Raw genomic sequence first — 26,067 nt, forward strand, 5'->3', positions numbered from 1 at the left:
TTCAACGTTATGGCTAAACCACAACGTCCAGCGCCAGTATCAAGACGAGCGCAACGACGGCAATAATCGTCTCAAGCGCCGTCCACGTCAGCAGCGTTTCCTTGACGGACATCCCGAAATATTCTTTGATCAGCCAGAAGCCCGAGTCGTTCACATGCGACAGAATAAGGGAGCCTGATCCGGTAGCCAGCACCAGCAGCTCGGCGCTTGTTCCCGGCATTGCAAGCGCAATCGGGGCCACGATGCCCGCCGCCGTCATCATCGATACGGTTGCCGAGCCCGTTGCAACGCGGATCATCGCGGCGATGCCCCAGCCCAGCAGAATCGGGGAAATATGCGACGCAGTGGCAAGCTCCGCGATGTAATCGCCGATGCCTGAATCCAGCAGGACGCGGTTGAACGCGCCTCCGGCACCGATAACGAGCAGAATCGTTGCGGTCGGAGCCAAGCAGTCGTTCGTGAACTTCAGAACCTTCTCCCTGCTGTAGCCGCGGAAGTAGCCCAGGCTGAAGAAGGAATAGACCGCCGCAATCAGCAGCGCCACGACCGGATCCCCGACGAATTTAGCGGCTTGGTAGAAGAAGCTGTCGCTTGCGAGCGCTCCCTGCTCCATGAAAAAATCGGCGAGGGTAGCGATCAGCATCAGCAGCACGGGTACGAGAATCGTAAATATCGTATTGAAAAACCCCGGCAAATTTTTCGTTTCGGCGTTTTCCGTTAACTGCTCGCCCATTTCCTTCGGCACATCTTTATGGATGCGTTTGCCGATCCAATTCCCATACAGAGGTCCCGCAATGATAGCCGTCGGCAAGCCGACGATCAAAGAGTAAAGAATCGTTGTCCCGATATCCGCTTCGAAGATGCCGACGGCGGCCATTGCCGCCGGATGCGGGGGAACCAAGCCGTGAACGACGGACAGACCTGCGACAAGCGGAACGCCGATCTTTACAAGCGACAAGCCCGTCGATTTCGCGATCGTGAAGACAAGCGGAATGAGCAGGACGAAGCCGACCTGGAAAAAGACCGGAATGCCGACGATAAACGCGACGACCATCATGGCCCAGTGTACGTTGCGTTCGCCGAACAGCCGGATCAAGGTGCGGGCGATCCGCTCCGCTCCTCCAGATTCCGCCATCATCTTGCCGAGCATCGTGCCAAGCGCGAGTACGATGGCCAGGAATCCTAGCGTATTCCCCATACCTGTCTTAATGGAGTCGATAATCCCCGGTTCATTCTCTGTCGCCAGAAGCGGCATTCCCGCGGCAAGGCCCGCGCCGATCGCGGTAATAATCAATGCGACGAACGGATTGAGCTTCACGACGGTAATGAGCAGAAGCAGGAGCACAATCGCCGCCAGAACAATAACGATCAACATGATGCAAAACCTCCGTTTGGTAGTGGATATGCTGCGGTATCCGCAGCTTTGTCACCGTGCTCCTATTATTTGCAAAAGGGGAAACCCGCTATCCAACGGAAGGAGAAGATTCCAGCAAAACAAAAAAGAGGAGAACGGCTGAGCCATTCTCCTCTTCGCATGAATGCGGCATATTTAGTCTAGCGTAAACGGCGCCAGGCCAAGCGGCAGCAGGGCCGGACGTTCGCAGGTGCTCTTCATGCTGTAGTGCGTGCCTTGCTCCGATGCGTCGTGGAAACCGTGCATCGCTTCAAGCACATGATATGCGAGCTCGCCGTTGGCCCGGTGCTTTCGGCCGGTCTGAATCGCTTTGGCCATATCCGCCGCGCCGACGCCTCTGGCATTCTCGGAGTAACCGTAAGCGAGCGGGATCGTCGACCATTCGTTCGAGCCGGCGCGCCAAATTTTGATCTCGCCGCCGAAGTTGTTCGGGTCCGGCACAAGCAAGGTGCCCCCGCTTCCGTAGACTTCGATTCTCGGCAGCACGGAGCCGCCCTTCACGTCAAAGCTGGTCAATATCGTACCGATCGGACCGGAGGCAAAATCCATAACGCCTGCAATATGCGTCGGCACTTCCACTTTGATCTTCTGGCCGTACTTCGGCTGGCTTGTAATCGTGCGCTCCGGGTAAGAAATCCGGGCCGAGCCGGTTACGCGGGTCATCGGGCCGAGCATCGCCACGAGGGCGGTTATATAGTACGGTCCCATATCGAACATCGGGCCGCCGCCTGTCTGGTAATAAAATTCCGGAGCCGGATGCCATCTTTCGTGGCCTCCGCCCACCATAAACGCTGTTGCGCCGATCGGGGTGCCGATCCAGCCGTCTTCAATCAGCTTGATGCTGGTTTGAATTCCCCCGCCCAGGAAAGTGTCCGGCGCGCTGCCCACGTAAAGCCCTTTTTTCGCGGCAAGCTCCAAGACCTCCTTCGCTTCCTCGCGCTGCACGGCAAACGGCTTCTCAACGTACACATGCTTGCCCGCTTCAAGCGCCCGCAAATTAACCGACGCGTGTGCTTGCGGAATCGTCAAATTGATGATCATGTCGACTTCCGGATCCGCGAGCAGCTCATCAACCGAGCAGCCCCGCACGCCATATTGCTCGCCGCGCGCTTTGGCCCGCTCGACGTCGAGGTCCGCGCATGCCACAACCTCCATCGCGTCGAATTTGCTGCCATTTTCGAAATAAATTCCGCTAATATTACCTGTACCGATAATGCCTGCTTTGATCTTCTCCATCTACCCGTCTCCGCTCCTCGCTTTAGCGCTGTATTCTTTAAAGCTGGTTATCCTGCATCCCCGTGTAAGCTTCGCCGTTCCCCGAGCTCTTCGCTGCCGTCTTGCCTTCCGCGCACCAGAGGAAGCCTCTTCTCGTCAATTCCATGACGACCGGAATTTCCATGATGTTTGCCTGATGACCAAGCGACGTATAATAGACGCGGCCCTGCCCCCATCGCTTCGTGTAAATAACCGGCATATCGACCGGTTTGTTCGCGGAATGAGGACCCGGCGCAACCGGAAAACGCGTCGTCGCCAGCACTTCCACCGCCGGATCGACATGCAGGTAATACTGCTCGGTGCTTACTTCAAAATCTTCAATGCCTTCCGTAAGCGGGCTCGACGAATTGCTGATATTGACCGTGTACCGGACGCCGTCGTTGCCGGGATGAGCTACCCATTGGCTGCCCGTCATAAACTGCCAATCCACGTTCTCGCGGAACGCGTCGCACATGCCGCCGTGACTGCCGGCCAACCCGACGCCGCTTTGGACAGCCGCGGACACATTGTCCACCAGTCTTTGTTCGATTTTGCCCATCGTCCACAGCGGGATGATGAGATCCAGCGATTTCAGCTTTTCGGCGTCCGCGAACGCTTCAAGCGTATCGGACACTTCAACCTCGAACCCTTCCGCCTCCAATTGACCGCGAAAAATCGCGGCAACCTCCTTCGGCTGATGTCCTAGCCATCCGCCCCATACGATCAACGCTTTTTTCATGCTGATTTCCGCCTTCCGTTTGGTATCACTATTTTTGGCCTTCCATCTATTACAGCTCGCTAATTGTTACCCATCTGCGCTCAGCGATCGAACGGTCCACGGCTTCCAGCACTTCCTGGCACTTCACCCCGTCAACGAAGTTCGGCACAGGCTGGCGGTCCTCTTCAATCGCGTTCATCAGCTCCAGCACTTCATGCGTAAAGGTGTGCTCGTAGCCGATCGTATGGCCGGCCGGCCACCACGCGTCCATGTAAGCATGAGACGCATCCGTCGCCAGCACGCGGCGGAAGCCCTGCACATCTTCCGCATCATCGGTGAAATAAACCTGCAGCTCGTTCATCCGCTCGAAGTCGAATTTAATGCTGCCTTTGCTGCCGTTAATTTCGAATGCGTTCGTGCAGCGATGACCCGCCGCAAACCGCGTAGCTTCGAAGCTTCCGAGCGCGCCGTTCTCGAAGCGCGCCATAAACAGCGTCGCGTCATCCACCGTCACGTCGCCAAGCTCGGAGGCATCGCTTCCGCCTTTGGCGCTCAATCCCGTCATCGCGGCGGCAATCGGTCTTTGCTTCACGAACGTTTCGTTCATGCCGATCACTTCCTTGAACTCGCCAACCAAGAAACGGGCGAGGTCGATGCTGTGCGCGCCAAGATCGCCATGCGACCCCGAGCCCGCGATTTCCTTCTGCAGCCTCCAGACAAGCGGAAAGCTAGGGTCGAGAATCCAATCCTGCAGGAACACCGCGCGGATATGATAGATTTTGCCGATTCTTCCTTCCGTAATCAGCTTTTTCGCCAGTTGAACAGCCGGAGCAAAGCGGTAGTTGAAGCCGACCATATGCTTTACGCCCGCCTTCTCGGCAGCGGCCAGCATGTCGCGGGAATCTTCCAGCGTCAGCGCCAATGGCTTCTCGCAGAACAAATGCTTGCCGGCTTCCGCGGCAGCGATCGCAATCTCCTTATGAGCGTCGCTTGGCGCGTTAATATCGATCAAATCGATGTCTTTGTCTTGAACAAGCGCTCTCCAGTCCGTTACGGAGCTCTCCCACCCGAATTGGGATCTCGCTTGCTCCAAGCCTACCGGGTCGCGGCCGCAAATAACCTTCATTTCCGGCTTCACGGCGTTCGGGAAAAACATAGGCAGCGCCCGATACGCGTTGCTGTGCGCTTTCCCCATAAATTTATATCCAACCATCCCGACATTTATCTTCTTCATGCTATGACCTGCCTTTCGACTTAGATTAAAGATGTTTCTCTTGCCAAAAAACGAATCGGCAGCAGATGCTCATGGCGCTGCTTGCGGTCATCCTGCTGCTCCGGATCCAGCAGCTTCTCGGCGGCCAGCTTGCCCATCTCATAGAAAGGAACGGAAACCGTAGATAAGGCTGGGCTCGTCATGCGGGAGGCATCGGAGTCGTCGTAGCCGACAAGCGAATACGCTTTTCCAGGTTCAACGCCTTGCTCCTTCAGACCTTGCATGAGACCGATGGCCATGCGGTCGTTGGCGGCAAATACCGCGTCGATCTCTCCTCCGCGGATCCGCTTGCCAATCTCCTCTGCCAGCAAATAACCGCTCTTGCGGCTGTAATTGCCGATATACACAAGATCCTCCCGGACGTCCAAGCCGTTCTCTCGAAGCGCCGCTTTATAGCCGGCATAACGGTCCATGCTGTTCGAATACTCCGGCGGGCCGTTCAGGAAGGCGATTCTCCTGCGGCCGATCCCGATCAGATGGCGTACAGCTTCCCCGCTGCCCGCGGCATGGTCGGCGTCAACCGTCAGAAACTCGGCGCTTTCGAAGCGTTGATTCACCAAGCAGAACGGGTAGCCTTCCGTTTGAAGCTCCGCCAGCGCCGCCCGCTCCTCCGGAACATCTCTTGAGCCAAGCACAATGCAGGCGTCCACCTTATGCGTCCGGAACAGTATCGCATAATCTTTGGCGTCGTCCGGCTGACGGAAGATCAGGAGCAGATCGTAGCCGAAACGGCTCACGGTTTCCCCGATGCCGCTTAAAATCTCCGAGAAGTAATACGTGGAGAACAGGTGCACCTTCGGAACAAACGGCAAAATAACCCCGATATTGCCGCTTCTCTTACGCGCGAACTGCTGCGCCAGCACATTCGGCACATAACCGACCTGCTCGGCGGCGCGCAGCACGCGCTGCCTCGTTTCCTCCTTAATGGGTCCCACATTATTCAGCACCCTGGATACGGTAGCTTCCGATACGCCTGCCAGCCTGGCCACTTCTTTCCTGCTAATCGTCATTTCCTCCTAATTTTGCACGCTTACACATAATGTACACGCGTACATTATGGCATGAAACCGCTTTATAGTCAATGAGCTTTTATGTTTAAATTTCCCACTAAAACGACAAGCTCCAACGCCTCATTGGCATTGGAGCTTGTCGATTGAAGGTTAAGATTAGGTGAGCTTATGAGCTTAAGAGCTTAAGAGCTTAAGAGCTTAAGAGCTTAAGAGCTTAAGAGCTTAAGAGCTTAAGAAGCTTCCGGAAGCTCCTCGCTTGCCTGTTCCTCTAGCTGCCCGCCGCTTGCTTTCTCGGCAAGCGAAGCGTAGATGATATCGGTAGGAGTAGTCAGACTCGTGTACAGAATCGCAGCTTCCTCCGCGCGGTTCAGCACCTTCTTGGAATGATAATCGAAGGAGCCGTCCTCGGTTTTCGTCACTTCCGGTCCGTGCAACCCAAGCGCGATCATCATTTGCACGGCCTCAACCGCCCATTTATCCGTAGAGCCCGCCAGTTTAATGTCCGCGTAAGCCTCAGGCGGATATTGAGCGGAAATCAGCCGATAGACCATGACCGCCGCTTCTTGTCGGGTAATCGGCCGGTCAGGGTAGAACTTGCCTTTGCCGTTGCCCATTACAACGCCCAGATCATGGGCAATTTGAACATAACGCGCCGCTTCATGGCCTTCCAAATCGACAAACGCCGATTGTTCCGAAGCGGTTGCAGGATCTGCTTTAATCAGCTTAAGCAGCGATTGAACATATTCGCCTCTTGTTACAGCCCGGTCCGGCTTGAAGCTGGCGTCGGCGTCGTTCTCATAATAGCCGAGCGACTGCAGCGGATAAATGTACGCCGCAAAAGGATGATCCGCCGCCACATCCTTAAAGCCTGCAGCCTTGGCTCCCTTTTTCGCGTAACCCATCGGGTTCAGATAAGGCTCTTTCATATACAGGACATTGCCTTCTTCATCAAGCTTAAAGCCTGTAAATTGGTTCGTCATGCTGTCGACAAACAGATTGTCGTCAACTTGCTTCAGCGGTCTCGGCCCGATAAAAGAATCGGTAATGACGAGATCGCCTTCGCCTTCCGTGCCGATTGCGGATACGATAATATCCATTCTAAGGTCGGAATAGTGTCCCGCGAATTTAGCAAGCTCTTCTTCCGATTGCGGCTCGAAAGCCTCTAGAGCGGCAGGTGCCGCGTATTGCGGGAAAAACGTTGCTATAAATTGCGGATAAAATAAATTGCGCAAAGCGCCCGTCTGGTTGTACGTCAAGAAAACGCCGGTGTTCTGCTCAGGGATAAGGAACAGATAAGAGCTGGTTCCGAGCAAATCTCCAGCCTTCGTAATGATCTTCGAGCTGCTGCCCGCACCTGGAATCTGGAACGGAGCCTCGAAGCCGTAAGTCGTATTCGGCAGTAGCGGGTGGATCTCCGACCGGTACTGCTCCATCGCCGTAACGGTTTCATCCTTCAGAATGCGGTTGGAACCTGAAGCGCCGCCGTTTAGGAACGCGATCATAAATTTGCCGATGTCTTCGGCCGTGCTCAGCATCCCGCCTTGCGGCATAACCGTCGGCGTTACCGCATAAGGCTCCATCACGGTGTGCTGCGGCGTATATTCAACCGCAAGCTGATCCTTCAGTTTCCCGGTAAGCAAGAAATCGCTGTTCTCCATGCCCAGCGGCTTGAATATATGCTCTTCCATATACTCTTCGTACGGCTGTCCGCTTACATTTTGAACGATCAATCCAAGGAGCATCGAAGCAAAGTTATCGTACATGTACACGCTGCCCGGCTCCCGGACAACTGACGGCATATTGTCTCTTACATAGTCGTCAATCTCCACCACTTTTTCGAAATCGTTATGTAAATCTTCCGGTTTCGGGTCCCGAATTTCGAAGCCGGTCGTATGCGTCAGCAAATGCTCAATCGTAACCGGTTTGTCAAACGGATTATTAAACTCTAAATCTTCCACATACTTCGTAAAATCGTCCTGCAAGCCGATCTTCCCTTGCTCGACCAGCTGCATGACCGCCGTTGCCGCGAACGTCTTGGATACCGATGCGATTCGGAATACCGTGGACTTCGGGTCGACCGGCACTTCATTCTCCTGATCCGCAAAGCCGTAGCCTTCCTGCGCAAGCACCTGTCCGTCCTTCACGATAACGACGGATGCTCCGACATAATGGGGCTTCGCTTCTTCCGATGCGAAGAAGTCATCAAGGAAAGCGGACGCGCTCGCCGCATCCAACGGTTTCCCCTTTGCTGCATCAGATGCAGAGCTGGAAGCCGACGCCGAAACGGCCGGCACCATCAAACTGATAGATAACATAGCCGCTGCGATCGTTTTCGTCCATTTGCTAGGTTTCTGAACGACGAATAGTTGTTTCAAACTCTTTTCCACTCCTTTTCCTCATTTGGCAGACACCTTCCTTTATACGAATAACTAGATTTGTAGTTTCAATATTTTCCAAAAAAGAAGCGTACGGCGGCAAAAGGCCGCGTACGCTTCGTTCATTGTCTATGAAAAATTAATAAGTCACGCCGGCCACTTTCGCGACCGCATCTTTAAGGAGCAAATAAACATCGCCGTTCGTCAGCTCCTGCTGATCTTTAATGGTGGACAACGTCTCGTTCGTGATGACGCCTTCCTCCGTCAATCGAGCCAACGAGCCTTCTAGCTGAGCCTCTCCATAAATCGAAATCGCAATCGTATAAGCGGCTTGCTCCAGCGTAAGAGGCTGTTTATCGGAGTCTGCCATGCCTTCGATTGCAGCCGCGGCAGCATGCGGAAACGCATCCCGGTATACTTTCGACACGCCGGCCATGTTATTCACGATTCTTTTCGGATTCGAGGTTTCGTCCAGGGCAAAATCATTTTTGTATGCGCCTTGCGCGATCCCCATGCTTACGGCCGCTTTCAGTCCCTCATAAGCCGGATGGCTGATGAACGCGTACGGCTCCGTCTTCGGCGCCTCCAGATCCATGCCTTGCGCGGTCAGTCTCTCCTGCAGCTTATCGACCAGCTGCTCGGACGCCGCCAGCTCGCGCAGGCTCACGTTCTCGTCCAGCGACACTTTAACGGCGGCGCCGGCAGCTTCCCCTGTCGCCATGCCAAGCGGCACGACGCGCGCGCTTCCATGAGGGAGCGTGTCAAAGCTCGCCGAGCGGCCGACAACAAGCAAGCCGTCAATGGTTTGCGGTACTAGCGCGCCGAACGGGACGCCGTAAAGCTTAGGGCCCATCAGCACCGCGCCGCGGTCCGTCTTTGCCGCCGACGTGCTTTGAATATCAACAGGATAAGAACCATAAGCGATATCATCCGGATGCGTCCGCTGCTCCAGCAGGTCGACCATATTCAGCCGATACATGCCGACTAAATGACGCGTCTCGCGAATATATAATTCCGGCGCCAGCTCTCCAAGCTCGATATCCGCAAACTCCGGATAAAGCTTCTTCATATGCTCCAGCATTAGCGGAAGCTCCTTGCGGGCGATCTCGTAAGCTTCCTCGCGGGAAGCCGGATCGAACGGATCGACGCCGAAAATTTGAACGGAGTTCACCAGCATCGTTTCATCGTTTTGCCGGCCCAGGTTTAGGCCGCGCGAACGAATTCGTTCAGGATTCGTCGAAGGATAATCCCACATTTCGACATATCCCCAGGCGCTGTGGTCATTCGCTCCTGTGCCGTCAGATTCGTCGCCGTTTAATCTTTCTTTCACTTTGCTCCAAACCTCAGGCGTCACATTGGTCAGCTTAAATACAGGCGTCACAGCCATAAGCAGCTCCGTATCTCCGATATCCTCGCGCCCGAACGTGAATTCAGCGCCGGCCGCCGCGGCGAAGTCCGCGTCCTGGGTCGCGTCGATGACCGCGCTTGCGCTTACCTGCAGACTTGTCCCGTCTCCCATCGTCAGCTTGGCGCCGGTTACGACGGAATCGCCGTTCTCCGACTCTTCTACAATCGGTTCAATGGCTTCAAGCCCCATCCGAACCTCGATGTTCTCTTCCGCTTCCACCATGCGGTGGAAAGCATTCGCCGCGGTTACGATATCAAAGGAATCGCCTTCGATCTGGTCGAACCATTCCTTGAACAGCCCTTTGTTATAATAATCCTTGCCGTCCGGCGTCCGGTTCATGTCCAGGCTGTTCAGCCAGCCGAGCGTAAACAAACCGCCCATGATTTCACGGTCTTTCCCATCGACAAGCAGCGTCTTCAGTCCGTTGCGGGCTGCCGACACAGCTGCGGTTACGCCTTCCGGATCGGTGCCGACAACGATTACATCGTATTTCTCCTTCGGCGTTTCCACCTGCGGCACTTCCGTTACCGTAACCGGCGGAGGAGGCGTTTCTTTTTCTTTGGTCCCAACCAATCCTCCCGCGATCAGCATCGTTCCTACGACAATTAGCGCCATCAAGACGATACCGACCGGCAATAGCAGCTTCCATTTCCTATTTTCCATAATCGATTTTTCCAAGCTCCTTTAATTACATTCTCTTAATCATCGTACCTCTACTAGTCTACCAAATCAGAAGCTATTTTTCTTAATAAAATCATATTTTTCTCTTAACATTTTGTTGCAAAAAAGCCTCCTCCCAGGATCGGGATCCCGAGAGGAGGCTGACATTCGATTATTTAATTTATGGAGCCGTCTCCAAAAATTTGGAGGTCGGGTTTTTCTCCATCGCCGTGCGCATCGCGTATTCGTTCTCGAACAAGGCGACATAATTGCCTTTCTTGTCCTTCACAAGCGTGGAATTGATGCGGAACTTCGAAGGATCGATCTTCTCGTCCACGATCCATCTCGCGAACTGGAACGACATGCGGTGAAGCTGAATATCGACGCCGTACTCGGCCTTCATCCGATGCTCGAACACCTCGAATTGCAGGTGGCCGACAACGCCAAGAATCGTCTCGTCGAAGTTGCCCGTCGAATAGAACACTTGAATCGTGCCTTCCTCCGTCAGCTGATCCAGCCCCTTCTGATATTGCTTATGCTTCAGCGCGTTTTTCACGGTTACTTTGGAGAAAATTTCCGGCGAGAACGTCGGCAATTCGTCGAATTCGACCTCCGCCCCTTGCGACAAGGAATCGCCGATCCGGAAAATGCCGGGATCGAACAAACCGATAATATCGCCGGGATACGCCATTTGGACGATATCGCGGTCCTGCGCCAAAAATTGCTGCGGCTGCGACAGCTTAATTTCCTTCTTGTTGCGGACATGCTTGACGCTCATGCCGCGTTCGAACCGGCCCGAGCAAATGCGCAGGAAAGCGATGCGGTCGCGATGCGCCGGGTTCATGTTCGCTTGAATTTTGAACACGTAGCCGCTGAATTTCTCGCTCGTCGGTTCCACCGGTCCCGTCGTGCTGTTGCGCGGTGTCGGCTTCGGCGCGAGCTGCAGGAAGTTCTCCAGAAAGGTCTGAACGCCGAAGTTGTTAACGGCGCTTCCGAAGAAAATCGGCGTCAGCTCGCCCGCGCGAACCTTATCGTAGTCGAACGGATCGCCCGCAACGTCAAGCAGCTCCAGCTCGGAGATGAGCTGATCCGTCAGAAAATCGCCGGCCATCTCGCGGATAATGCCGTCGTTGTAGTCGTTCACCTTGCGGACTTCGATCGTAGAGTGATCGTTGCCTTGGAACAGCTCGACCTGGTTTTTCATCCGGTCGTAAACGCCGCACAGCTCGCGGCCCATCCCGATCGGCCAGTTCATCGGAACAGAGCGGATGCCAAGCACCTGCTCCAGCTCCTCCATTAGCTCGAACGGGCTTTTTCCTTCACGGTCCAGCTTGTTAATAAACGTGAAGATCGGAATGCCGCGCTTGCGGCAAACCTGGAACAGCTTGATGGTCTGCGCCTCGACGCCCTTCGCGACGTCGATAAGCATGACCGCGCTGTCCGCCGCCGTAAGGGTCCGGTACGTATCCTCGGAGAAGTCCTGGTGACCCGGCGTATCCAAAATATTGACGCGATGGCCTAAATAATCGAACTGCATAACGGAGGAGGTAACGGAGATACCGCGCTGCTTCTCGATCTCCATCCAGTCTGATGTCGCGTGGCGGCTTGCTTTCCGCGCTTTGACGGAGCCGGCCTCCCGAATCGCTCCCCCGAACAGGAGCAGCTTCTCGGTCAGTGTCGTTTTACCTGCGTCAGGGTGGGAGATGATCGCGAACGTGCGTCTCTTGTCCACTTCCTGCTGAATTTCATCCTTTAACGATTGACTCATACTTGCCTTCCCTTCGATTCATACGAATAGATACTCATGGAACGGGATAAAAGCCTGCATGCCGCAGGCTTTTACCAAAAAGGTCTATATCATTATACCTTATTTCCCGTTGTTTGTGATCCAAATCACGTTATCTTCCTCTTGTCCGTTGACCGGCCACCAGTGGAAGCCTTCTTCGTCCAGCAAACGGCTGACCTCTTCCGGTCCCCACGAGCCTGCCGGGTAGAAGGCAAGATCGCTTTTGTCTTCGCGCCATGCCTGCGCGATCCGATCGACGAATTCCCAAGCATGGGATACCTCATCCCAGCGGGTAAAGTAAGTGGAATCGCCGCGCGCGGCGTCATGGATCAGGCGCTCGTAAGCTTCCGGCGTATTAATGCCGATCTGGCAGCTTTGGCAGAACTCCATCGATACCGGCTGCACAGCATTGTCCGAGCCAGGCTTCTTGGCGTTGATTTTAATATAAATGCCTTCCATCGGATTGACGCGAATGACAAGCAGGTTCGGCGACAGATCGTGGCGCTGCGCGAACAGCACGTTCTCCGGCATGGACTTGAACTCGACGACGACCTCCGTCGTTTTGACGGGCAAACGCTTGCCCGTGCGGATATAGAACGGAACGCCGGCCCAACGGAAATTATCGACGTACACTTTAGCCGCGAAATACGTTTCGGTCATCGACTCCGGATCGACCGAATCCTCTTGTCTGTAGCCCGGCAGCTCCTTGCCCCCGACTGTCCCTTCCGTATATTGGCCGCGCACCACATGCTTGCGCACATCGTCGCTGGACGTGTAGCCTCTAAGCGAACGAAGCACCTTCACTTTCTCGTCGCGAATGTCTTCGCCGTGCAGACGGCTTGGCGGCTCCATCGCAATCATGGTGAGCATTTGCAGCATGTGGTTCTGACCCATGTCGCGCAGCGCGCCGGATTTGTCGTAATAACCGCCGCGTTCCTCAACGCCGACCGTCTCCGACAGCGTGATTTGCACGTTCGCGATATGCTTGTTATTCCACAACGGCTCGAAGAACGCGTTCGCGAACCGGATTACTTGAATATTTTGAACCATCTCTTTGCCGAGATAGTGGTCGATACGGAAAATCTCTTCTTCCTTAAACACTTGATTCAGCTGCTCGTTCAGCTTCTTCGCCGACGGAAGGTCGTAGCCGAACGGCTTCTCGATGACGAGACGATGCCAGCCTTTCGACTCGAGCATGCCCCCGTCGCGCAGGTTGAACGACACAGGTCCGAATAGGGAAGGCGCGAGCGCTAAATAGAACAGGCGATTGCCTGGAATATTAAACTTCTTGTCCAGCTCAGTGGATAGGGCGTTCAGCTCGCGGAAGCCGTCAACGTTATTGATGTCGAGGGACATATACACGAAGTGTTCCGTGAACCGGTTCCACAGCTCCGCGTCATCCGGCTTATAACGGCAAAATTCGTTGATCGACTCATACAGGTCGGAACGGAATTGATCGTTCGTGCGCGGACGGCGAGCAAGTCCGACCACCGCAAAATTGTCGGAGAGCTTGCCTTCTTTATATAAACTGAATAATGCCGGGAACAGCTTGCGCTTCGCCAAATCGCCAGTTGCGCCGAACAGGTAATAAATAGCGCCTTCTGGGGAGACCGTATCTACATGGTTATTGTATGTCATATGCCTCATTCTTTCTTTGGAATTTTTAGACGATTTACATGTTATTGAGTGTAGCATATTCATCCTTAATTCGCCATTAACCGAGCCATAAAAAATACTGATGTGTACCGCAAATTTTTCTGATTGAATGATGATCAGAAAATTTTGCGAACCGCAAATTTTTCTAATCCATGAATGTCGATCCGAATTCTCCCGTAATAAGCGGTATCCCGATCGTAAGCTCCCGCTCCTTCCGCTCCGTATGCCGATGCACCGAAACTTGAACATTCGCGAATCTTCCTCGCTGCAGCTGCTGCGCCGAGAGGAGGCTTCCCGAGCTGAACGTCACGCTCCGCGTCCCCTCTTCGTCGTACTCCTCCTGGATTTTACCCTGCGCCAGCCGTTTTATTTCTGCGGCGGCATCCGACTGCGACGTGAACCCGTGCGTCTTCATGCTGGCCGTCATAGCGCTTGAGATTGCCGACAATTGACGCGATAATTTTTCGGACGAAGCAAGCAGCGCATCCAACGTTACTCCGCTGCTCCCCCGCACATCCAGAAGCACGACTAACGAAACGCCTGCTTCTGTGCTTTCGGCTGCATGAACAGAAAGATTTCCGCCGTAAACCGGAGATTCGCCCTGCGCCGATTTCCCGTCCGTCGTTACGTTTTTGGGGATCGGCTGCCCCTTCGCATCCCGGAACAATAACGCGACGAGGCGATCGAACGCATCCGGCTCCTCGGCTTCCACATTCCATCGCAAATGCCAATCCGCCGATTTGGCTCCCCCAGTCATCACTTCATCGCTCCAGCTCCACAGCTTGGCCAGATCATGCGAGAGCTTATCTTGAGACTGCTTTACGTCCTGCTCCGACTTATTCATCAACAGGGCCGCAACAATAAGAAGCAGCAGCAGAAGCAGCGCTCCGGCTATTCCGAAGGTTTGTCTTTTTCTCGAAAGCTTAGGCTTTCGTGCAAATTCTTCACCGCTCTTCCACACTTTATTTTCCGGCATGTACATGAGCTCGACCTCCCATACGGTTTTACACGTTCGCCCGGCAGATGAATACACTGGATGAAAGCTGATAATGAGGTGAATGCTGTGCAACAAATCTATCCTTTAACAGAAGAAGTCATATCCCGTTACCGCGACATGCTCGTATGTGTCGTGTATAAAAACGGGGCGAGACACATCGGCGTGCTTGAATCCTGCCGCAACGGCGTTGTTGAACTGGACGACAGCCCCTTGTGGTTCGGAAGAAGCCGCGCTTACGGCGAAGCGCATGAGAAACCGGCGTCTCCAGCCGGATCGGCCGAGAAACCGCAAAAGCCGGCCAGGAGCCGTAAAACCAAAAAAGCAAAAGCTGCGGCCGTGGCGAAAACGAACCAATCCTCTACTAATTACGCCTCTCATTCGGAGATTCCTGCATCCGCCGAGCGACGCGTAAGTGGCCCTGATCCCGCCAAAATCTCATTAAACGACATCGCTTTCCTCGTGCTTCTAGTCTAGTCGACAAAGCTAGTCAACCGCCGACCGCTTCGTCCCTTCCTTCGATGGAATACGCTATGTTTGCGCCGCGCCTTTCGCCAGTCTTTTCGCGGATGTTCGGATATGCTTTTTTTAGAAAGATTTGAAGGAGGAAGACGATAAGCTTATGTCCGAATATACGAGGGTCATCCGCGGTATCGAAAGATCGGCGGACTTTATGAAGGCGAGGCCTGCGAGCCGTTATGACGCTTATAAGCTGACGGCTTATGAACGAGCGGCCGGAGCCGCCCGGCTGGAGAGGAAGCAGCCGTTTGATCTAGCGGCGGACAGCGCCGCAGCATGGCTGAGCATTGCCCGCTCCGCGCAGAACCGGTTAGAGGGCATGATGAAGGAGCTAGGCAGGGATCGGAAAATCGAAAATCCATCGTTTTTGCTAGAGAGCGTCGGACAGCTGGTAGAGTGGTTGAACGAATGGGAGCTCGGCTACAAGCAGTACAAGGAGATGCTAAAGCCGGAGATATGGGGAGCGGTTGAGCTTGCGCTTCGGCATCCTGCGATGGACGCGCTGGGCATTGGAAGAGGAAATGACGGGCGTTTTTACTCGCGCGGCGGCTTCGCTTCGAGATACAGCCAACCTAAAGAGATCGCAAATGCCGAGGGAATGGCGTACGGCAAAAGCTTTACAGAAGCAGCCGCCCGGGAACAAGAGCTGGCCCCATACAGGCGGCTGCTGCTTGGATCGGAGGGGCTGCTGATGGATTTGAAACGGGCGATGTCCTACGCCGAGCAGCAAAGACCCGTCGATCTGATCCGCCTTTCCTTCGCCTCCGCTTATCCGTACGCGCTCTATTACGGTGCGTCCCAAGCGTACTGGCCGCTCCCTCCCCGCGGGGCCGTCATCAACAAGTTCGTTTGAGCAGCAGAACCTGGACGACGTCGCCTTCCTTGGAGCCCTGCGAGCCGGAAGGAATGACGGCCAGTCCATCCGCTTCGGCCAGCGATGCCATCATGCTCGACTTGCCGAAGGCGAGCGGATCCGCATATACGATGCCGTCTCCGCCGAATCGGAGCTTCGCGCGCACATAACGGACATGGGGGCTGCCTTTTCCGATATCCGAGCTTAATCTCGCAATAATCGCCTGGGCCGCCGGCGACGGATCGCCCTGCATCGCCCGCAGCGCCGGCGCCGCAAGCAGCTCAAAGCCGACGAAGCAGGCGCCTGGGTTGCCGGAAAGCGCTAGGACAAGCTTCCCGTCCAGAAGCGCTGCGGAAGTCGGGCTGCCCGGCCTCATCGATACCCGGTTGAATAGAAGCATGCTTGGGGCAGGCGCTGGGCTTGAAGAGGAATAGCTCGCTAATCCTCGCAGCAGCTCGGCCATCGCGTCGTAATCGCCGACGGAGACGCCTCCCGTCGTAATGATCATATCGACGGCGGCGCTTACGCGCGCGAGCGCCTCGCGAAGCGCGGCGAGCTCGTCCGGCAGCGTGCCGCAGAGCACCGGCTCCGCGCCGCACTCGCGAATCAGCGCGGCAACCATGGCGCTGTTGCTGTCGCGGATTTGCCCCGGCGCAAGCGGCGCCTCGACGGGCAGCAGCTCGCTGCCCGTCGCGAACACCGCCACGCGCGGGCGCTTGTACACCGGCACGGCGGCATAGCCGAACGTGCCGAGCAGCGCGGCATGGCCCGGCGTGAGCAGCTCGCCGGGCGCCGCAACCGGGCTCCCGAGGCGAAACTCCTCGCCTCGGGGCGCCACGTTCTGGCCGGGGCGGGCGGCGGCTTTAATCAGCGCCGCCTTCTCGCCCCCGGCCACGGCCTCTGCGGTCTGCTCCAGCATGACGACCGCATCGGCCCCCTCGGGCACAGCCGCGCCGGTCATGACGCGCGCGGCTGTGCCCGCTTCGACGGCCGCGAGGGCGAGCCCGCCCGCCGCGACCGTGTCCACGACGCGCAGCGTCGCCGGATTCGACGGCGACGCCAGCGCCGTGTCGGCCGCGCGCACGGCGTAGCCGTCGAGCCCCGCGCGCGCGAAGGGCGGCCAGTCGCACGTCGCGCGCAGCTCACGCGAGAGGCGGCGGCCGCCGCATTCCGCAAGCGGCACATGCTCGCTTGCGACAGTCCCTGCAGCAGCGAGCACGCGCCGCTGCGCCTCCTCTACAAGCACGGCGCGCCGGTTAAAGCGCCCGTCGATTTGATGATCCCCATGCCCCGATTCCGCTGCCATACTCCCCATTGCCCCCTGAACGCCATCGCCGTATTATTCTTGCTCCATTGTATCACAGCCGCGATTGTTGGGAAGGCCATTCTGTCACAGTCTTCGTGCCCCTGGTCCATAATATGCTACACTAACAGCAGAACGGTAATATCCTTATTTCTTCCCAGCCTTATATCAACTCATCAGGAGGCCAGTACGGGCATGAATCCCCCTCTTATTATTCAATTCGCCGGATACAAAAATACCGGCAAAACCACTTGGGTTTGCCGGATGACAGAACGATTTAAGCAAGCAGGCCGCCGGGTCGGAACGATTAAGCATGACGCCCACGATTTTCAGATGGATACTCCCGGCACGGATACATGGAAGCACCAAGCATCGGGAGCCGATGTGACGGCCATTACCTCCGCCAAACGAAGCGCCATTATCAAGCATTCGGGCGCAACGCTTGAAGCCCTTATCGAGTCGATGAACAATGAAGTCGATGTCATCCTCGTCGAAGGGTTCAAATCCGCCGATTACCCGAAAGTCATATTGGCGCGCGAAGCCTTCCATCTTGAGCTGCTCGAGCAGCTTTCGCAGCCGATAGCGCTTGTCTGCTGGCCCGAAGCGCGGGACGGCGCGCCTGCAAGCACGCAGCGCCCTGCCGTCCCCGAGTTCGGCTTAGACGACTACGAGGCCGTCTTCCTGCTGCTTGAGGCCAGGCTGCGCCGTTCGTAGCTATTCCACAATGCCTTGCCGATGCGCATAGATGGCCGCTTGCGTGCGGTCTTCTACATGCAGCTTGTTAAAAATATTCGTAACATGGAATTTAACGGTCTTCACGCCGATGAACAGCTCGTCGGCAATCTCTTGATTCGATTTGCCCTGCGCCACCCGTTTCAGCACATCCATTTCTCTCTCCGTCAAATCATCATGCAGACGTACTTCTTCCTGCTGCTTGGGCGCGCGGAACCGGTTCATCATTTTGGCGGCGACCTGGGATTCCAGTACGGACTGTCCTCTAGCCGCCGCTCTGATCGCCTCCGCGATTTCGCTTGCCCTTGATGTTTTGAGTAAGTAACTGAATGCGCCGGCCTCGATAACGGGATAGATTTTGCTGTCGTCAATAAAGCTGGTGAGCACGATGACTTTGCAATCCGGATGAAGCTCCAGCAGCTTCGCTGTCGTCTCCACGCCGTCCATGCCGTCCATAACCAAATCCATCAGCACCACATCCGGCTTGTAGGATTGCGCAAGACGAATCCCGTCCACGCCATTGCTTGCTTCTCCTACCACTTCTATGCCTTCCTCGGTATCCAGCACAGCAGCCAGCCCGATTCTTACCATTTCATGGTCGTCAACTAATAATACCTTAATCGGTTCCTCCACGATTCCCGCCTTCTTTCCTTGAAGTGAAACTTGTTTCCTTACACGTTAGCCGAGTTTATCGGATGCCCATCCATCGGCACCCACAAATGAATCGTAGTTCCTTCGCCCGGCTGCGAAATCATTTGAAGCTGTCCGCCGAGCTCGTTCACCCGCTCTTCCATGGTAAGCAGACCGTATGACGTTTGCTTCTTCGCTTCGAGATCAAATCCGACGCCGCTGTCCTGCAGCGTCATATGCACCTTATTGTCCAACCGGATTAACCGGATCCGCATGCTGTCCGCTTTGGAATGGCGAAGCGTATTCGATAAAGCCTCTTGAGCGATTCGGAACAGATGATCCTCCGCATGAGGCAGCAGCACGATCGACTCGTCCACTTCGAGCACGATTTCCATCGGCACCTTCTGCTTCAGCTCATCCACCAGAGCTGTCAACGCCTGCCCTAAGTTTTTCCCGTCGAGGTGGACCGGCCGCAAATGCAGCAGCAGCGCCCTCATCTCCGACTGAGCGACAGCCGCCATCTCCTCGATCAGCTGCACTTGGCGCTTGGCGCGTTCCCAATCCCGTTCGATCGTGCGGCTCACGGCGGTAGCGGTCATGGATATGGCGAACAGCTGCTGACTGACCGCGTCGTGCAGCTCCCTTGCCAGCCGCTGCCGCTCCTCAATGACCGCAGTGAACCTGACCTTCTCCGTCCATTCCGGATCGTTCTCCCGCTCCTCCGCATCTTCGCCCGACTCCGAATCCGAATGGTCAAGCGTCACGTGAAAGCTCCTTTTTCGCTGCTGTTCAGTGAGCCTTCTAATCGCGGCTTTAAGCTTCGAGTTTTGCAAATAGCCGTTTATCGCCGCCGCCGCCAGTCCGACGCCTACCGCGCTAAGCCCGATGACCGCCCATTTGCCCTTTAGCAGGAACAGCTCGATGACATTCAGCCCCTGCAGCAAAATAATAACCAAACAAACGATGATCAGCAGCCATAAAAACGTTTCTACGATATTGCGTCTTCGCGCCGCCTTTGCTTGCTCCGCCTTAACTTCCCCGGGATTGCCCTTCTCCTGCTCTCCTTGCATGCCTACAGCTCCTTATGTACCCGTCAACGCAGGAAAGAGCAGACCGATAATTCGGTCCGCCGCTTTCGATGCCGAAGACTTTTTTATTCCGCTTCAGGAGCGCTAGCCGCCCCTCCGTTCAATTTGCTTTTCAGCGCTTGAAGCTGCTCATCTACCTTCATTTGCTTCTCGAGATCGGCAGCGCTTACTGGAGTCGCCCCAGCGCCGCTGATCGAGTATGGACCGCGCGCAACTTGCGCTTCCGCTTCCAGCTGCATAATTTTTTCTTCCATCCGGTAGAAGCCGCGCGATGCTGTGCCGCTGTCAATCGTATGGTTTGCGCTAAGCTGCGCCATTTGTTTTTGCGCTTTCGCCACTTGAGCGCGGGAAGCAAGCTCGTTGCGCTTGTTGCGGAGCTGATAGAACTCTTCCTTCATGCCGTGCAGCTGCTGCATCAGCTCGTCGGCTTGCGTCTTGGCTTGCGCATGAAGCTCGGTATATTCGACAACCTTTTGGTCGAAATAAATTTTCTCTTCAAGCAGCTTGCGAGTCAATTCCTCCTGGCCGGCGCGCAAAGCCGCTTCGGCCTTCGATTCGCGATCCGCCGCGTTGCGAACGGAATCGTCCAAGCGCTGCTTCATGCGGCGCTCGTTCGCCATTTGCTTCGCCACCGTAACCTCGGCTTGATGAATTTCGGATTCCATATCGCGCAAATATTGATTCAGCATAACAACCGGATCTTCCAGTTTGTCCAGTACCTCGTTTACCGATGCTTTCGTCATATCCTTTACTCTTTTAAAGATTCCCATTGTGTTATTCTCCCTTCTCCTGTTTCGCTAATTTAGCTTTTAATTCTTCGATTTCGCGTCTAAGCGCCTTCTTTTCCAAATCGTCCATCATGCTGTCGAACTGCGAGCCGGCTGCTGGACTCTCTTTGCCGTAGCCTGGGCCCCAATTGTCTTGCGGTTTATGAGGATTACCGTTAAAGCTTCCGTTGTAGCCGGTATGCGGACCGTTCTGCGGGCCAAAACCCGCGCCATATCCGCCGTTGCCATAACCGTTGCCGTATCCGTTAAAGCCGTTCCCGTCGCCATAAGGGCCGAACGCGCCGTAGATCGGCGGCTCCTTCGGTACAACGAGCCCGGCAATGATATAGATGAAGATAACCATACCGCTCGAAAGTACGGTGATAACAATGAGCAAGATACGGAGCAACGTAGCATCGACATTCAGCATTTCGCTTAAGCCGCCGCATAGGCCGAGGATCTTCTTATCCCGCCTAGAGCGATACAGTTTTTTCAAGACGACCAGCCCTCCTTCTGAAGCTTACGCTTCAGTTCCTCGAGCTCGCGTTCAATGACGGATTTAACGGTGTTGCCGATTCCGCCATCGGCGAACTCTCTGCCCATTCTCCGAACATCGCGCAGACTTTTGGCTTCCTGCTCCAGATCGCTGATCCGATCCTCCATTTGACGGAACATGGAGCCCGGTTGTATGCCTCCGGATACGCCGCCTTGGAAGCGGCTGTTCATACGCTGCTGCAGGCGAATGGACTCCATGCGCGCCGCGTAGTATTCCCGTTTGTCATAGACCGTTTGATATTCGCTGCGCATCTCGCGAAGCTGTTCCTCAAGCTCCAGCGTGTTTTGCCGGCTTTGCTCGTACAGCTCGCGATATTGCGCCGCGCGTTCTTCACAGCTTGCTTTCTCGTGAAGAGCTATGCGCGCCATGTTTTCTTCACCGGCTTTCAAAGCCGTCAACGCTTGCTGCTCCCTGCGCTCCTTCTGCGCCTCAGCTTGCAGCCATTGCGCTCTCAGATGATTGCTGTGACCCGAATACTGCTGGTAAAGTCTTTCGGCTTGTATAATGTCCTCCCGCGTCGCCCACAGAAACTGGTCGATCATCCGAACGGGATCTTCAGCTTTCTCTAATCTCTCGTTCAAGGTGGCAACTGTAATGTCGCGGATGCGTTTTGCGATACTCATCTCTATATCCTCCCAACCATTCTCACATTAAAGCATTTTTCTTAATAAGATCTTCTGCTGCTTTTGAACATCGAAACTCCGAATACGATCAACCCGATCGCGAGCAGCAGCATGATGATTCCGCCGAGCTTGCCTAGCAGCATAACGCCGCCGATTGCGATAAGGAGGCTGCCGATCACCTTTTTATTATTCTTCCAGCCCACAACGCCAAAGCCGATCAGGATAAACGGTAACAGCAAGCCGAAGATCCAGCCCAAGTTAATGTCAAAAAAGTTTAAAACAGCCAGCGCACCCGCAACAATCAGCAGCACGCCTAATGCAGTTTTTCCATTCATCTCCAAAACTCACTCCTTTCTTCTATTAGAAATTGCTCATTTTCTTCACTCAGCTATGTGTAACGGCTCTTGCTTATGTACTTAGTATAGATGCTTTAAACCCTTTATAAAACGGACTTTCGGCGGTTTTTGACCTAGACCTAGGTCGAGTCGCGGCTCCGTCCAAAGGGGTCAACCTGGTTGGATGTCCAGTTTTTGTGGGTTCAAACCGCTTAGAAGCCCATGTTAAGGTATAGCTATCAACCAGGAGGTGCAAAACAAATGAAAACAAACCTTTTCAAAAAAACACTCGTCGCTGGTATCGTATCTTCCGCTCTATTAACAACAGGTCTTGTGCCTTTTCATATAAACGATCAAGCTTATGCAGCAACTGCAACGTCGAAGGCTTCGAAGATCGAGTCGGTTATCAGCCTTGGTTACAAATATAAAGGCACGCCGTATGAATTCGGCTCCAACCGCAGCACAACAAGAACGTTCGATTGTTCCGACTTCGTTAAGCATATCTATAAGAAGGCAGCAGGCGTGACGATCCCGGGTTCATCCGCGACGCAAGCGGCTTGGGTGAAAAAGAACAAGCGCTCCACTGTTAAGACAAGCTGGTCAGAGTTGAAGCGCGGCGACCTTGTGTTCTTTATGTCCTATAAAGGCTCATCGAAATCCAGCTATTCGAGAATCAACAAATCTGCGCAAAGGGTAACCCATGTTGGGCTATACCTTGGCGACGGTAAAATTCTGCACACTTATTCGAATAAGAGCGGCGGCGTTCACGTTGATACCGTCAAGGGCACGCAATGGGAATACCGCATGATTTTCGGCGGAAGCGTCTTGTAGTTGACTCCCGTCGTTCTCATTATTCCCTAAAAAATAAAACGCCGAAAGGACCAAATGGTTCCTTCGGCGTTTTTATTTAAGCATTGCTCGACAATTTCCCGGCAAGGAATGAGGGCTCGGCCAACGGCAAAAAGACATCAACCTCTGTCCCCTCATTCTCCTTGCTTCGGATATCGATTTTGCCCTCAAAGTGATCAATCAGCTTTTTCACCATAAACAGCCCGATTCCTTGGCCGCTTTTCTCCACATTCATTTTCTCATACTTCCGAAATAGCTTCGATAATTGCTCCGTTGTCATGCCGGCCCCATGATCCATTACACGCAATCGGAAGCCGTTATCGATATAAGCGCGCACGGTTACGGCGCCGCCCTCATCGCTGTATTTGATCGCATTGCTGACGAGGTTGGACACGATTAATTTAAACCCCATCGCATTCGCGTACAGGACCTTATCGTCCCTAATATCGATTTCAGAGGAGCAATGAACCGCCTGCGTTCTAGCCTTCGTCTCCATCATCGTCATGACTTCTTGAAGCAGCGGTTTTATTTTAACCAGATCTCTTTCCCATAATGAATCGGTCGTCAGCATTTGCTCCGTATTTATAATATGAGCCATTTCGTGATCGATTACATCTACATAATCAATAATTTTGCTTAACTTGGACATATCGTCTTCCCGAAGATTGGAGTTGCCCTTCAGAATCAGGTTGGCATAAGCGCGTATAACCGTCAATGGATTCCGTACTTCATGCGATACGACATGCGCGAAATCAAGCTTCTGCTTATACAAGTCCATCTCCGACTTCATTTCCATATGTACGGCCGGCGAAGGCAAAATAACCGTCTCTTCCGACTTCTCATAGAGCATCGATTTGGTGAATGTCGTATCCGTCATAAAATATTGATGCGTCCGCAGCATTTCATTTTGAATATGGGCGGGAACAAGTTTGCCATCGTAAATGCAGACGCCAAGCAATTGGATCTCCGGAATGGATAATTCGCACTGATGCTCATAAAGACGAAGCTGCTCCGCTATATCCTCTTGGTCGGTCCAGTGAACATGGCCCCAGGAGCGAATCGAACGTCCCTTCAACAGAAGAGGGTTAAACAGCTCATTAAAATTATGGATTACATTCCTTACATGCAAGCTGCCGTATTCGGAATAAAATCTTTGGTGATCGATATATTGTAATCGCTCCCAATCGGATAAAGAAAGAACATGATCCAGTTGCTCTTTTATTAAGGCATAATTTTCGCTTGAGTCAATCAAGACGACGTAATCCCCGTGCATTAAACCGATTTTGAGGAATGATACAGCATTTTTAATATACGCCTCGGGGTCATTGTAAAAATATAAGATATGTGCTCCATTGGTAACATCAACTTGCTCCATTAGTGCAATTGTTTTGGTCGGCATAGGATATCCTTCACATTTCATCATTATTAATCGTCTCTTAATGAATTCAACGCGTGATGGATAATCCCTTTAAACACGAAAAAACTCTTAAAATTCGATTGTCGAATTTCAAGAGTGTCATTTGCATCATGGTGCCGGTGAGAGGACTCGAACCTCCACGGTTTCCCTCACGATTTTGAGTCGCGCGCGTCTGCCATTCCGCCACACCGGCTTTTTAATATAATGGCGCGGCCTAAGAGATTCGAACTCCTGACCTTTTGATTCGTAGTCAAACGCTCTATCCAGCTGAGCTAAGGCCGCACATTATGGTTTTGTGGAGGCGCCACCCAGACTCGAACTGGGGGTAAAGCTTTTGCAGAGCTCTGCCTTACCACTTGGCTATGGCGCCGTAAAAATAATGGAGCGGAAGACGGGAATCGAACCCGCGACCCTCGCCTTGGCAAGGCGATGCTCTACCGCTGAGCCACTTCCGCATAAATGGCTGGGGATCAAGGATTCGAACCTTGGAATGACGGAGTCAAAGTCCGTTGCCTTACCGCTTGGCTAATCCCCAACGCAAGTTTTTAATTGTAAAGGTGTAATATGGGGCGATCGATGGGACTTGAACCCACGAATGCCGGAGCCACAATCCGGTGCGTTAACCCCTTCGCCACGACCGCCATGTGAACACCTTTATGAAATTGGCAGGGGCAGCAGGAATTGAACCCACACCAAAGGTTTTGGAGACCTTTGTTCTACCTTTAAACTATGCCCCTAGGTAAGTGGTGGAGGATGATGGATTCGAACCACCGAACCCGAAGGAAGAGATTTACAGTCTCCCGCGTTTGGCCACTTCGCTAATCCTCCATGTGGTGCCGCCGAGAGGACTTGAACCCCCAACCTACTGATTACAAGTCAGTTGCTCTACCAATTGAGCTACAGCGGCATATTCAATCATTGCAAAACATTGATGGTGGCTCGGGACGGAATCGAACCGCCGACACGAGGATTTTCAGTCCTCTGCTCTACCGACTGAGCTACCGAGCCTGATGATGTTATAATGGCGGAGCTGACGGGATTCGAACCCGCGGTCTCCTGCGTGACAGGCAGGCATGTTAGGCCTCTACACCACAGCTCCACATCATATTGTACCCGGATATCTCAGGGTGATAATTTGGTTGCGGGGGCAGGATTTGAACCTGCGGCCTTCGGGTTATGAGCCCGACGAGCTACCGAGCTGCTCCACCCCGCGTCGTTAATGGTGGAGGATGACGGGATCGAACCGCCGACCCTCTGCTTGTAAGGCAGATGCTCTCCCAGCTGAGCTAATCCTCCATGTTGAGCGACTTTTATATCATATCACATTAGCCTATATGATTGCAAGTCTTTTTTTATTTTTTTCTTAAAAGAGATGGTGACCCGTAGGGGATTCGAACCCCTGTTACCTCCGTGAAAGGGAGGTGTCTTAACCCCTTGACCAACGGGCCATACTGGCAGAGAGGAAGGGATTCGAACCCTCGATACGCGGTTAACGTATACACGATTTCCAATCGTGCTCCTTCGACCACTCGGACACCTCTCTGTATGGCTCCCCGAACAGGACTCGAACCTGTGACAACTCGATTAACAGTCGAGTGCTCTACCAACTGAGCTATCAGGGAATGGAAATATGCGATTTTCTCAAGGCTTGCGCCTTGAAAACTGGATACGAAAGTTTGCTGAACTTTAGCTTGTAATTAGGGTCCCCGCAAAGTATCAAGAATAATCCTCGAAGCATTCGCTTCACTTTGTGGGGTATCATTTAGGATAAGCCCTCGACCGATTAGTATTCGTCAGCTCCACACATTGCTGTGCTTCCACCCCGAACCTATCAACCTCGTCGTCTT

Annotated in this window: 22 protein-coding genes, 16 tRNA genes and 1 rRNA gene; 4 read left to right on the top strand and 35 right to left on the bottom strand. The window is 54.0% G+C overall.

Translation table 11 applies throughout. The annotated features are described in order from the left end of the window. Nucleotides 1–13 precede the first annotated feature (13 nt). From D3P08_RS12440 to D3P08_RS12485, 10 genes are all read right to left on the bottom strand, one after another. Nucleotides 14–1,375: a GntP family permease gene (locus tag D3P08_RS12440; RefSeq protein WP_119600015.1), complete on the bottom strand. Its 1,362-nt coding sequence runs from the start codon at nt 1,373–1,375 to the stop codon at nt 14–16. A 174-nt stretch (nt 1,376–1,549) separates the two neighbouring features. Beyond that, nucleotides 1,550–2,650 carry a Gfo/Idh/MocA family protein gene (locus tag D3P08_RS12445; RefSeq protein ID WP_119600016.1) on the bottom strand — a complete coding sequence of 367 codons (1,101 nt, stop codon included), beginning with the start codon at nt 2,648–2,650 and terminating at the stop codon, nt 1,550–1,552. A 37-nt stretch (nt 2,651–2,687) separates the two neighbouring features. Next, nucleotides 2,688–3,407, bottom strand: a complete 720-nt coding sequence (locus D3P08_RS12450; RefSeq protein WP_119600017.1) for a ThuA domain-containing protein — start codon at nt 3,405–3,407, stop codon at nt 2,688–2,690. A 49-nt stretch (nt 3,408–3,456) separates the two neighbouring features. After that, on the bottom strand, nt 3,457–4,620 hold the full coding sequence (locus D3P08_RS12455; protein WP_119600018.1) for a Gfo/Idh/MocA family protein: 1,164 nt from the start codon (nt 4,618–4,620) through the stop codon (nt 3,457–3,459). Between the two features lie 20 nt (nt 4,621–4,640). Continuing rightward, complete coding sequence (locus D3P08_RS12460) at nt 4,641–5,669, bottom strand: LacI family DNA-binding transcriptional regulator (protein WP_119600019.1); 1,029 nt, start codon at nt 5,667–5,669, stop codon at nt 4,641–4,643. A 230-nt stretch (nt 5,670–5,899) separates the two neighbouring features. Beyond that, a complete protein-coding gene (locus D3P08_RS12465; protein WP_240647476.1) occupies nt 5,900–8,044 on the bottom strand; it encodes a serine hydrolase domain-containing protein in 2,145 nt (714 codons plus the stop codon). A gap of 139 nt (nt 8,045–8,183) precedes the next feature. After that, nucleotides 8,184–10,115: an FAD-dependent oxidoreductase gene (locus D3P08_RS12470; protein ID WP_119600020.1), complete on the bottom strand. Its 1,932-nt coding sequence runs from the start codon at nt 10,113–10,115 to the stop codon at nt 8,184–8,186. A gap of 178 nt (nt 10,116–10,293) precedes the next feature. Beyond that, nucleotides 10,294–11,880, bottom strand: a complete 1,587-nt coding sequence (locus tag D3P08_RS12475) for a peptide chain release factor 3 (protein WP_119600021.1) — start codon at nt 11,878–11,880, stop codon at nt 10,294–10,296. A 99-nt stretch (nt 11,881–11,979) separates the two neighbouring features. Beyond that, nucleotides 11,980–13,536, bottom strand: a complete 1,557-nt coding sequence (zwf, locus tag D3P08_RS12480; protein ID WP_119600022.1) for a glucose-6-phosphate dehydrogenase — start codon at nt 13,534–13,536, stop codon at nt 11,980–11,982. A 163-nt stretch (nt 13,537–13,699) separates the two neighbouring features. Beyond that, the gene (locus tag D3P08_RS12485; protein ID WP_119600023.1) at nt 13,700–14,536 is read right to left on the bottom strand and encodes a YwmB family TATA-box binding protein; all 837 of its coding nucleotides are present in this window, start codon (nt 14,534–14,536) and stop codon (nt 13,700–13,702) included. 81 nt (nt 14,537–14,617) lie between these two features. Between D3P08_RS12485 and D3P08_RS12490 the strand changes: the two genes are divergently transcribed. After that, nucleotides 14,618–15,025, top strand: a complete 408-nt coding sequence (locus D3P08_RS12490) for a hypothetical protein (protein WP_147381804.1) — start codon at nt 14,618–14,620, stop codon at nt 15,023–15,025. A 145-nt stretch (nt 15,026–15,170) separates the two neighbouring features. Then, nucleotides 15,171–15,920, top strand: a complete 750-nt coding sequence (locus tag D3P08_RS12495) for a hypothetical protein (protein ID WP_119600025.1) — start codon at nt 15,171–15,173, stop codon at nt 15,918–15,920. Here the strand turns inward: D3P08_RS12495 and D3P08_RS12500 are convergent. Beyond that, nucleotides 15,904–17,235 (bottom strand): molybdopterin molybdotransferase MoeA, encoded by a 1,332-nt coding sequence (locus tag D3P08_RS12500; protein ID WP_338068720.1) that lies wholly within the window; start codon nt 17,233–17,235, stop codon nt 15,904–15,906. The genes D3P08_RS12495 and D3P08_RS12500 overlap by 17 nt on opposite strands. A 183-nt stretch (nt 17,236–17,418) precedes the next feature. Between D3P08_RS12500 and mobB the strand changes: the two genes are divergently transcribed. After that, the gene (gene mobB / locus D3P08_RS12505) at nt 17,419–17,937 is read left to right on the top strand and encodes a molybdopterin-guanine dinucleotide biosynthesis protein B (protein ID WP_119600027.1); all 519 of its coding nucleotides are present in this window, start codon (nt 17,419–17,421) and stop codon (nt 17,935–17,937) included. Here the strand turns inward: mobB and D3P08_RS12510 are convergent, their stop codons facing one another. The 6 genes from D3P08_RS12510 to D3P08_RS12535 all read right to left on the bottom strand — a co-directional run bounded on the left by D3P08_RS12510 (nt 17,938) and on the right by D3P08_RS12535 (nt 21,954). Then, a complete protein-coding gene (locus D3P08_RS12510; protein WP_476703855.1) occupies nt 17,938–18,591 on the bottom strand; it encodes a response regulator in 654 nt (217 codons plus the stop codon). It lies immediately after the preceding gene. Nucleotides 18,592–18,626: 35 nt separating this feature from the next. Further along, nucleotides 18,627–19,655, bottom strand: coding sequence for a sensor histidine kinase (locus tag D3P08_RS12515; RefSeq protein WP_119600029.1), 1,029 nt, complete (start codon nt 19,653–19,655; stop codon nt 18,627–18,629). Between the two features lie 83 nt (nt 19,656–19,738). After that, on the bottom strand, nt 19,739–20,443 hold the full coding sequence (locus D3P08_RS12520; RefSeq protein WP_119600030.1) for a PspA/IM30 family protein: 705 nt from the start codon (nt 20,441–20,443) through the stop codon (nt 19,739–19,741). A 4-nt stretch (nt 20,444–20,447) separates the two neighbouring features. After that, complete coding sequence (locus D3P08_RS12525) at nt 20,448–20,936, bottom strand: PspC domain-containing protein (protein ID WP_119600031.1); 489 nt, start codon at nt 20,934–20,936, stop codon at nt 20,448–20,450. Then, nucleotides 20,933–21,619: a PspA/IM30 family protein gene (locus tag D3P08_RS12530; RefSeq protein WP_119600032.1), complete on the bottom strand. Its 687-nt coding sequence runs from the start codon at nt 21,617–21,619 to the stop codon at nt 20,933–20,935. The genes D3P08_RS12525 and D3P08_RS12530 overlap by 4 nt, the downstream gene beginning before the upstream one ends. 41 nt (nt 21,620–21,660) lie before the next feature. Beyond that, nucleotides 21,661–21,954, bottom strand: coding sequence for a LiaF transmembrane domain-containing protein (locus D3P08_RS12535; RefSeq protein WP_119600033.1), 294 nt, complete (start codon nt 21,952–21,954; stop codon nt 21,661–21,663). Between the two features lie 261 nt (nt 21,955–22,215). Between D3P08_RS12535 and D3P08_RS12540 the strand changes: the two genes are divergently transcribed. Then, nucleotides 22,216–22,785, top strand: a complete 570-nt coding sequence (locus D3P08_RS12540) for a C40 family peptidase (protein WP_240647478.1) — start codon at nt 22,216–22,218, stop codon at nt 22,783–22,785. A gap of 76 nt (nt 22,786–22,861) precedes the next feature. Here the strand turns inward: D3P08_RS12540 and D3P08_RS12545 are convergent, their stop codons facing one another. The 18 genes from D3P08_RS12545 to D3P08_RS12630 form a co-directional block, all read right to left on the bottom strand. Beyond that, a complete protein-coding gene (locus D3P08_RS12545; RefSeq protein ID WP_119600035.1) occupies nt 22,862–24,226 on the bottom strand; it encodes an MEDS domain-containing protein in 1,365 nt (454 codons plus the stop codon). A 105-nt stretch (nt 24,227–24,331) separates the two neighbouring features. After that, nucleotides 24,332–24,413: transfer RNA gene (locus D3P08_RS12550), tRNA-Leu, on the bottom strand. A gap of 12 nt (nt 24,414–24,425) precedes the next feature. Beyond that, nucleotides 24,426–24,502: transfer RNA gene (locus D3P08_RS12555), tRNA-Arg, on the bottom strand. Nucleotides 24,503–24,516: 14 nt separating this feature from the next. Beyond that, nucleotides 24,517–24,590 (bottom strand) — tRNA-Cys (locus tag D3P08_RS12560). Between the two features lie 10 nt (nt 24,591–24,600). Continuing rightward, nucleotides 24,601–24,675: transfer RNA gene (locus D3P08_RS12565), tRNA-Gly, on the bottom strand. 5 nt (nt 24,676–24,680) lie between these two features. Further along, a tRNA-Gln gene (locus tag D3P08_RS12570) sits at nt 24,681–24,755 on the bottom strand. 30 nt (nt 24,756–24,785) lie between these two features. Then, nucleotides 24,786–24,861: transfer RNA gene (locus tag D3P08_RS12575), tRNA-His, on the bottom strand. A gap of 22 nt (nt 24,862–24,883) precedes the next feature. Next, nucleotides 24,884–24,957: transfer RNA gene (locus D3P08_RS12580), tRNA-Trp, on the bottom strand. A 7-nt stretch (nt 24,958–24,964) separates the two neighbouring features. After that, a tRNA-Tyr gene (locus D3P08_RS12585) sits at nt 24,965–25,048 on the bottom strand. 3 nt (nt 25,049–25,051) lie between these two features. Next, a tRNA-Thr gene (locus D3P08_RS12590) sits at nt 25,052–25,127 on the bottom strand. Nucleotides 25,128–25,152: 25 nt separating this feature from the next. Further along, nucleotides 25,153–25,228, bottom strand: a tRNA-Phe gene (locus tag D3P08_RS12595). 14 nt (nt 25,229–25,242) lie between these two features. Further along, a tRNA-Asp gene (locus D3P08_RS12600) sits at nt 25,243–25,319 on the bottom strand. A gap of 37 nt (nt 25,320–25,356) precedes the next feature. Continuing rightward, a tRNA-Met gene (locus tag D3P08_RS12605) sits at nt 25,357–25,433 on the bottom strand. 7 nt (nt 25,434–25,440) lie between these two features. Next, nucleotides 25,441–25,516, bottom strand: a tRNA-Val gene (locus D3P08_RS12610). 77 nt (nt 25,517–25,593) lie between these two features. Next, nucleotides 25,594–25,668 (bottom strand) — tRNA-Glu (locus D3P08_RS12615). 4 nt (nt 25,669–25,672) lie between these two features. Next, nucleotides 25,673–25,763: transfer RNA gene (locus D3P08_RS12620), tRNA-Ser, on the bottom strand. A 3-nt stretch (nt 25,764–25,766) separates the two neighbouring features. Then, nucleotides 25,767–25,842: transfer RNA gene (locus D3P08_RS12625), tRNA-Asn, on the bottom strand. Between the two features lie 141 nt (nt 25,843–25,983). Beyond that, nucleotides 25,984–26,067, bottom strand: a 23S ribosomal RNA gene (locus D3P08_RS12630); the annotation flags it as partial.

Source organism: Paenibacillus nanensis, assembly GCF_003583765.1.
GTDB lineage: Bacteria > Bacillota > Bacilli > Paenibacillales > Paenibacillaceae > Pristimantibacillus > Pristimantibacillus nanensis.

What these genes read in the sequence shown, in the direction of transcription:
- D3P08_RS12445 (WP_119600016.1), bottom strand. Translation starts at nt 2,650, where the DNA reads ATGGAGAAGATCAAAGCAGGCATTATCGGTACAGGTAATATTAGCGGA.
- D3P08_RS12540 (WP_240647478.1), top strand. Translation starts at nt 22,216, where the DNA reads ATGAAAACAAACCTTTTCAAAAAAACACTCGTCGCTGGTATCGTATCT.
- D3P08_RS12500 (WP_338068720.1), bottom strand. Translation starts at nt 17,235, where the DNA reads ATGGGGAGTATGGCAGCGGAATCGGGGCATGGGGATCATCAAATCGAC.
- D3P08_RS12455 (WP_119600018.1), bottom strand. Translation starts at nt 4,620, where the DNA reads ATGAAGAAGATAAATGTCGGGATGGTTGGATATAAATTTATGGGGAAA.
- D3P08_RS12460 (WP_119600019.1), bottom strand. Translation starts at nt 5,669, where the DNA reads ATGACGATTAGCAGGAAAGAAGTGGCCAGGCTGGCAGGCGTATCGGAA.
- D3P08_RS12475 (WP_119600021.1), bottom strand. Translation starts at nt 11,880, where the DNA reads ATGAGTCAATCGTTAAAGGATGAAATTCAGCAGGAAGTGGACAAGAGA.
- D3P08_RS12535 (WP_119600033.1), bottom strand. Translation starts at nt 21,954, where the DNA reads ATGAATGGAAAAACTGCATTAGGCGTGCTGCTGATTGTTGCGGGTGCG.
- D3P08_RS12470 (WP_119600020.1), bottom strand. Translation starts at nt 10,115, where the DNA reads ATGGAAAATAGGAAATGGAAGCTGCTATTGCCGGTCGGTATCGTCTTG.
- mobB (WP_119600027.1), top strand. Translation starts at nt 17,419, where the DNA reads ATGAATCCCCCTCTTATTATTCAATTCGCCGGATACAAAAATACCGGC.
- D3P08_RS12450 (WP_119600017.1), bottom strand. Translation starts at nt 3,407, where the DNA reads ATGAAAAAAGCGTTGATCGTATGGGGCGGATGGCTAGGACATCAGCCG.
- D3P08_RS12440 (WP_119600015.1), bottom strand. Translation starts at nt 1,375, where the DNA reads ATGTTGATCGTTATTGTTCTGGCGGCGATTGTGCTCCTGCTTCTGCTC.
- zwf (WP_119600022.1), bottom strand. Translation starts at nt 13,536, where the DNA reads ATGACATACAATAACCATGTAGATACGGTCTCCCCAGAAGGCGCTATT.
- D3P08_RS12485 (WP_119600023.1), bottom strand. Translation starts at nt 14,536, where the DNA reads ATGTACATGCCGGAAAATAAAGTGTGGAAGAGCGGTGAAGAATTTGCA.
- D3P08_RS12530 (WP_119600032.1), bottom strand. Translation starts at nt 21,619, where the DNA reads ATGAGTATCGCAAAACGCATCCGCGACATTACAGTTGCCACCTTGAAC.
- D3P08_RS12545 (WP_119600035.1), bottom strand. Translation starts at nt 24,226, where the DNA reads ATGATGAAATGTGAAGGATATCCTATGCCGACCAAAACAATTGCACTA.
- D3P08_RS12495 (WP_119600025.1), top strand. Translation starts at nt 15,171, where the DNA reads ATGTCCGAATATACGAGGGTCATCCGCGGTATCGAAAGATCGGCGGAC.
- D3P08_RS12520 (WP_119600030.1), bottom strand. Translation starts at nt 20,443, where the DNA reads ATGGGAATCTTTAAAAGAGTAAAGGATATGACGAAAGCATCGGTAAAC.
- D3P08_RS12515 (WP_119600029.1), bottom strand. Translation starts at nt 19,655, where the DNA reads ATGCAAGGAGAGCAGGAGAAGGGCAATCCCGGGGAAGTTAAGGCGGAG.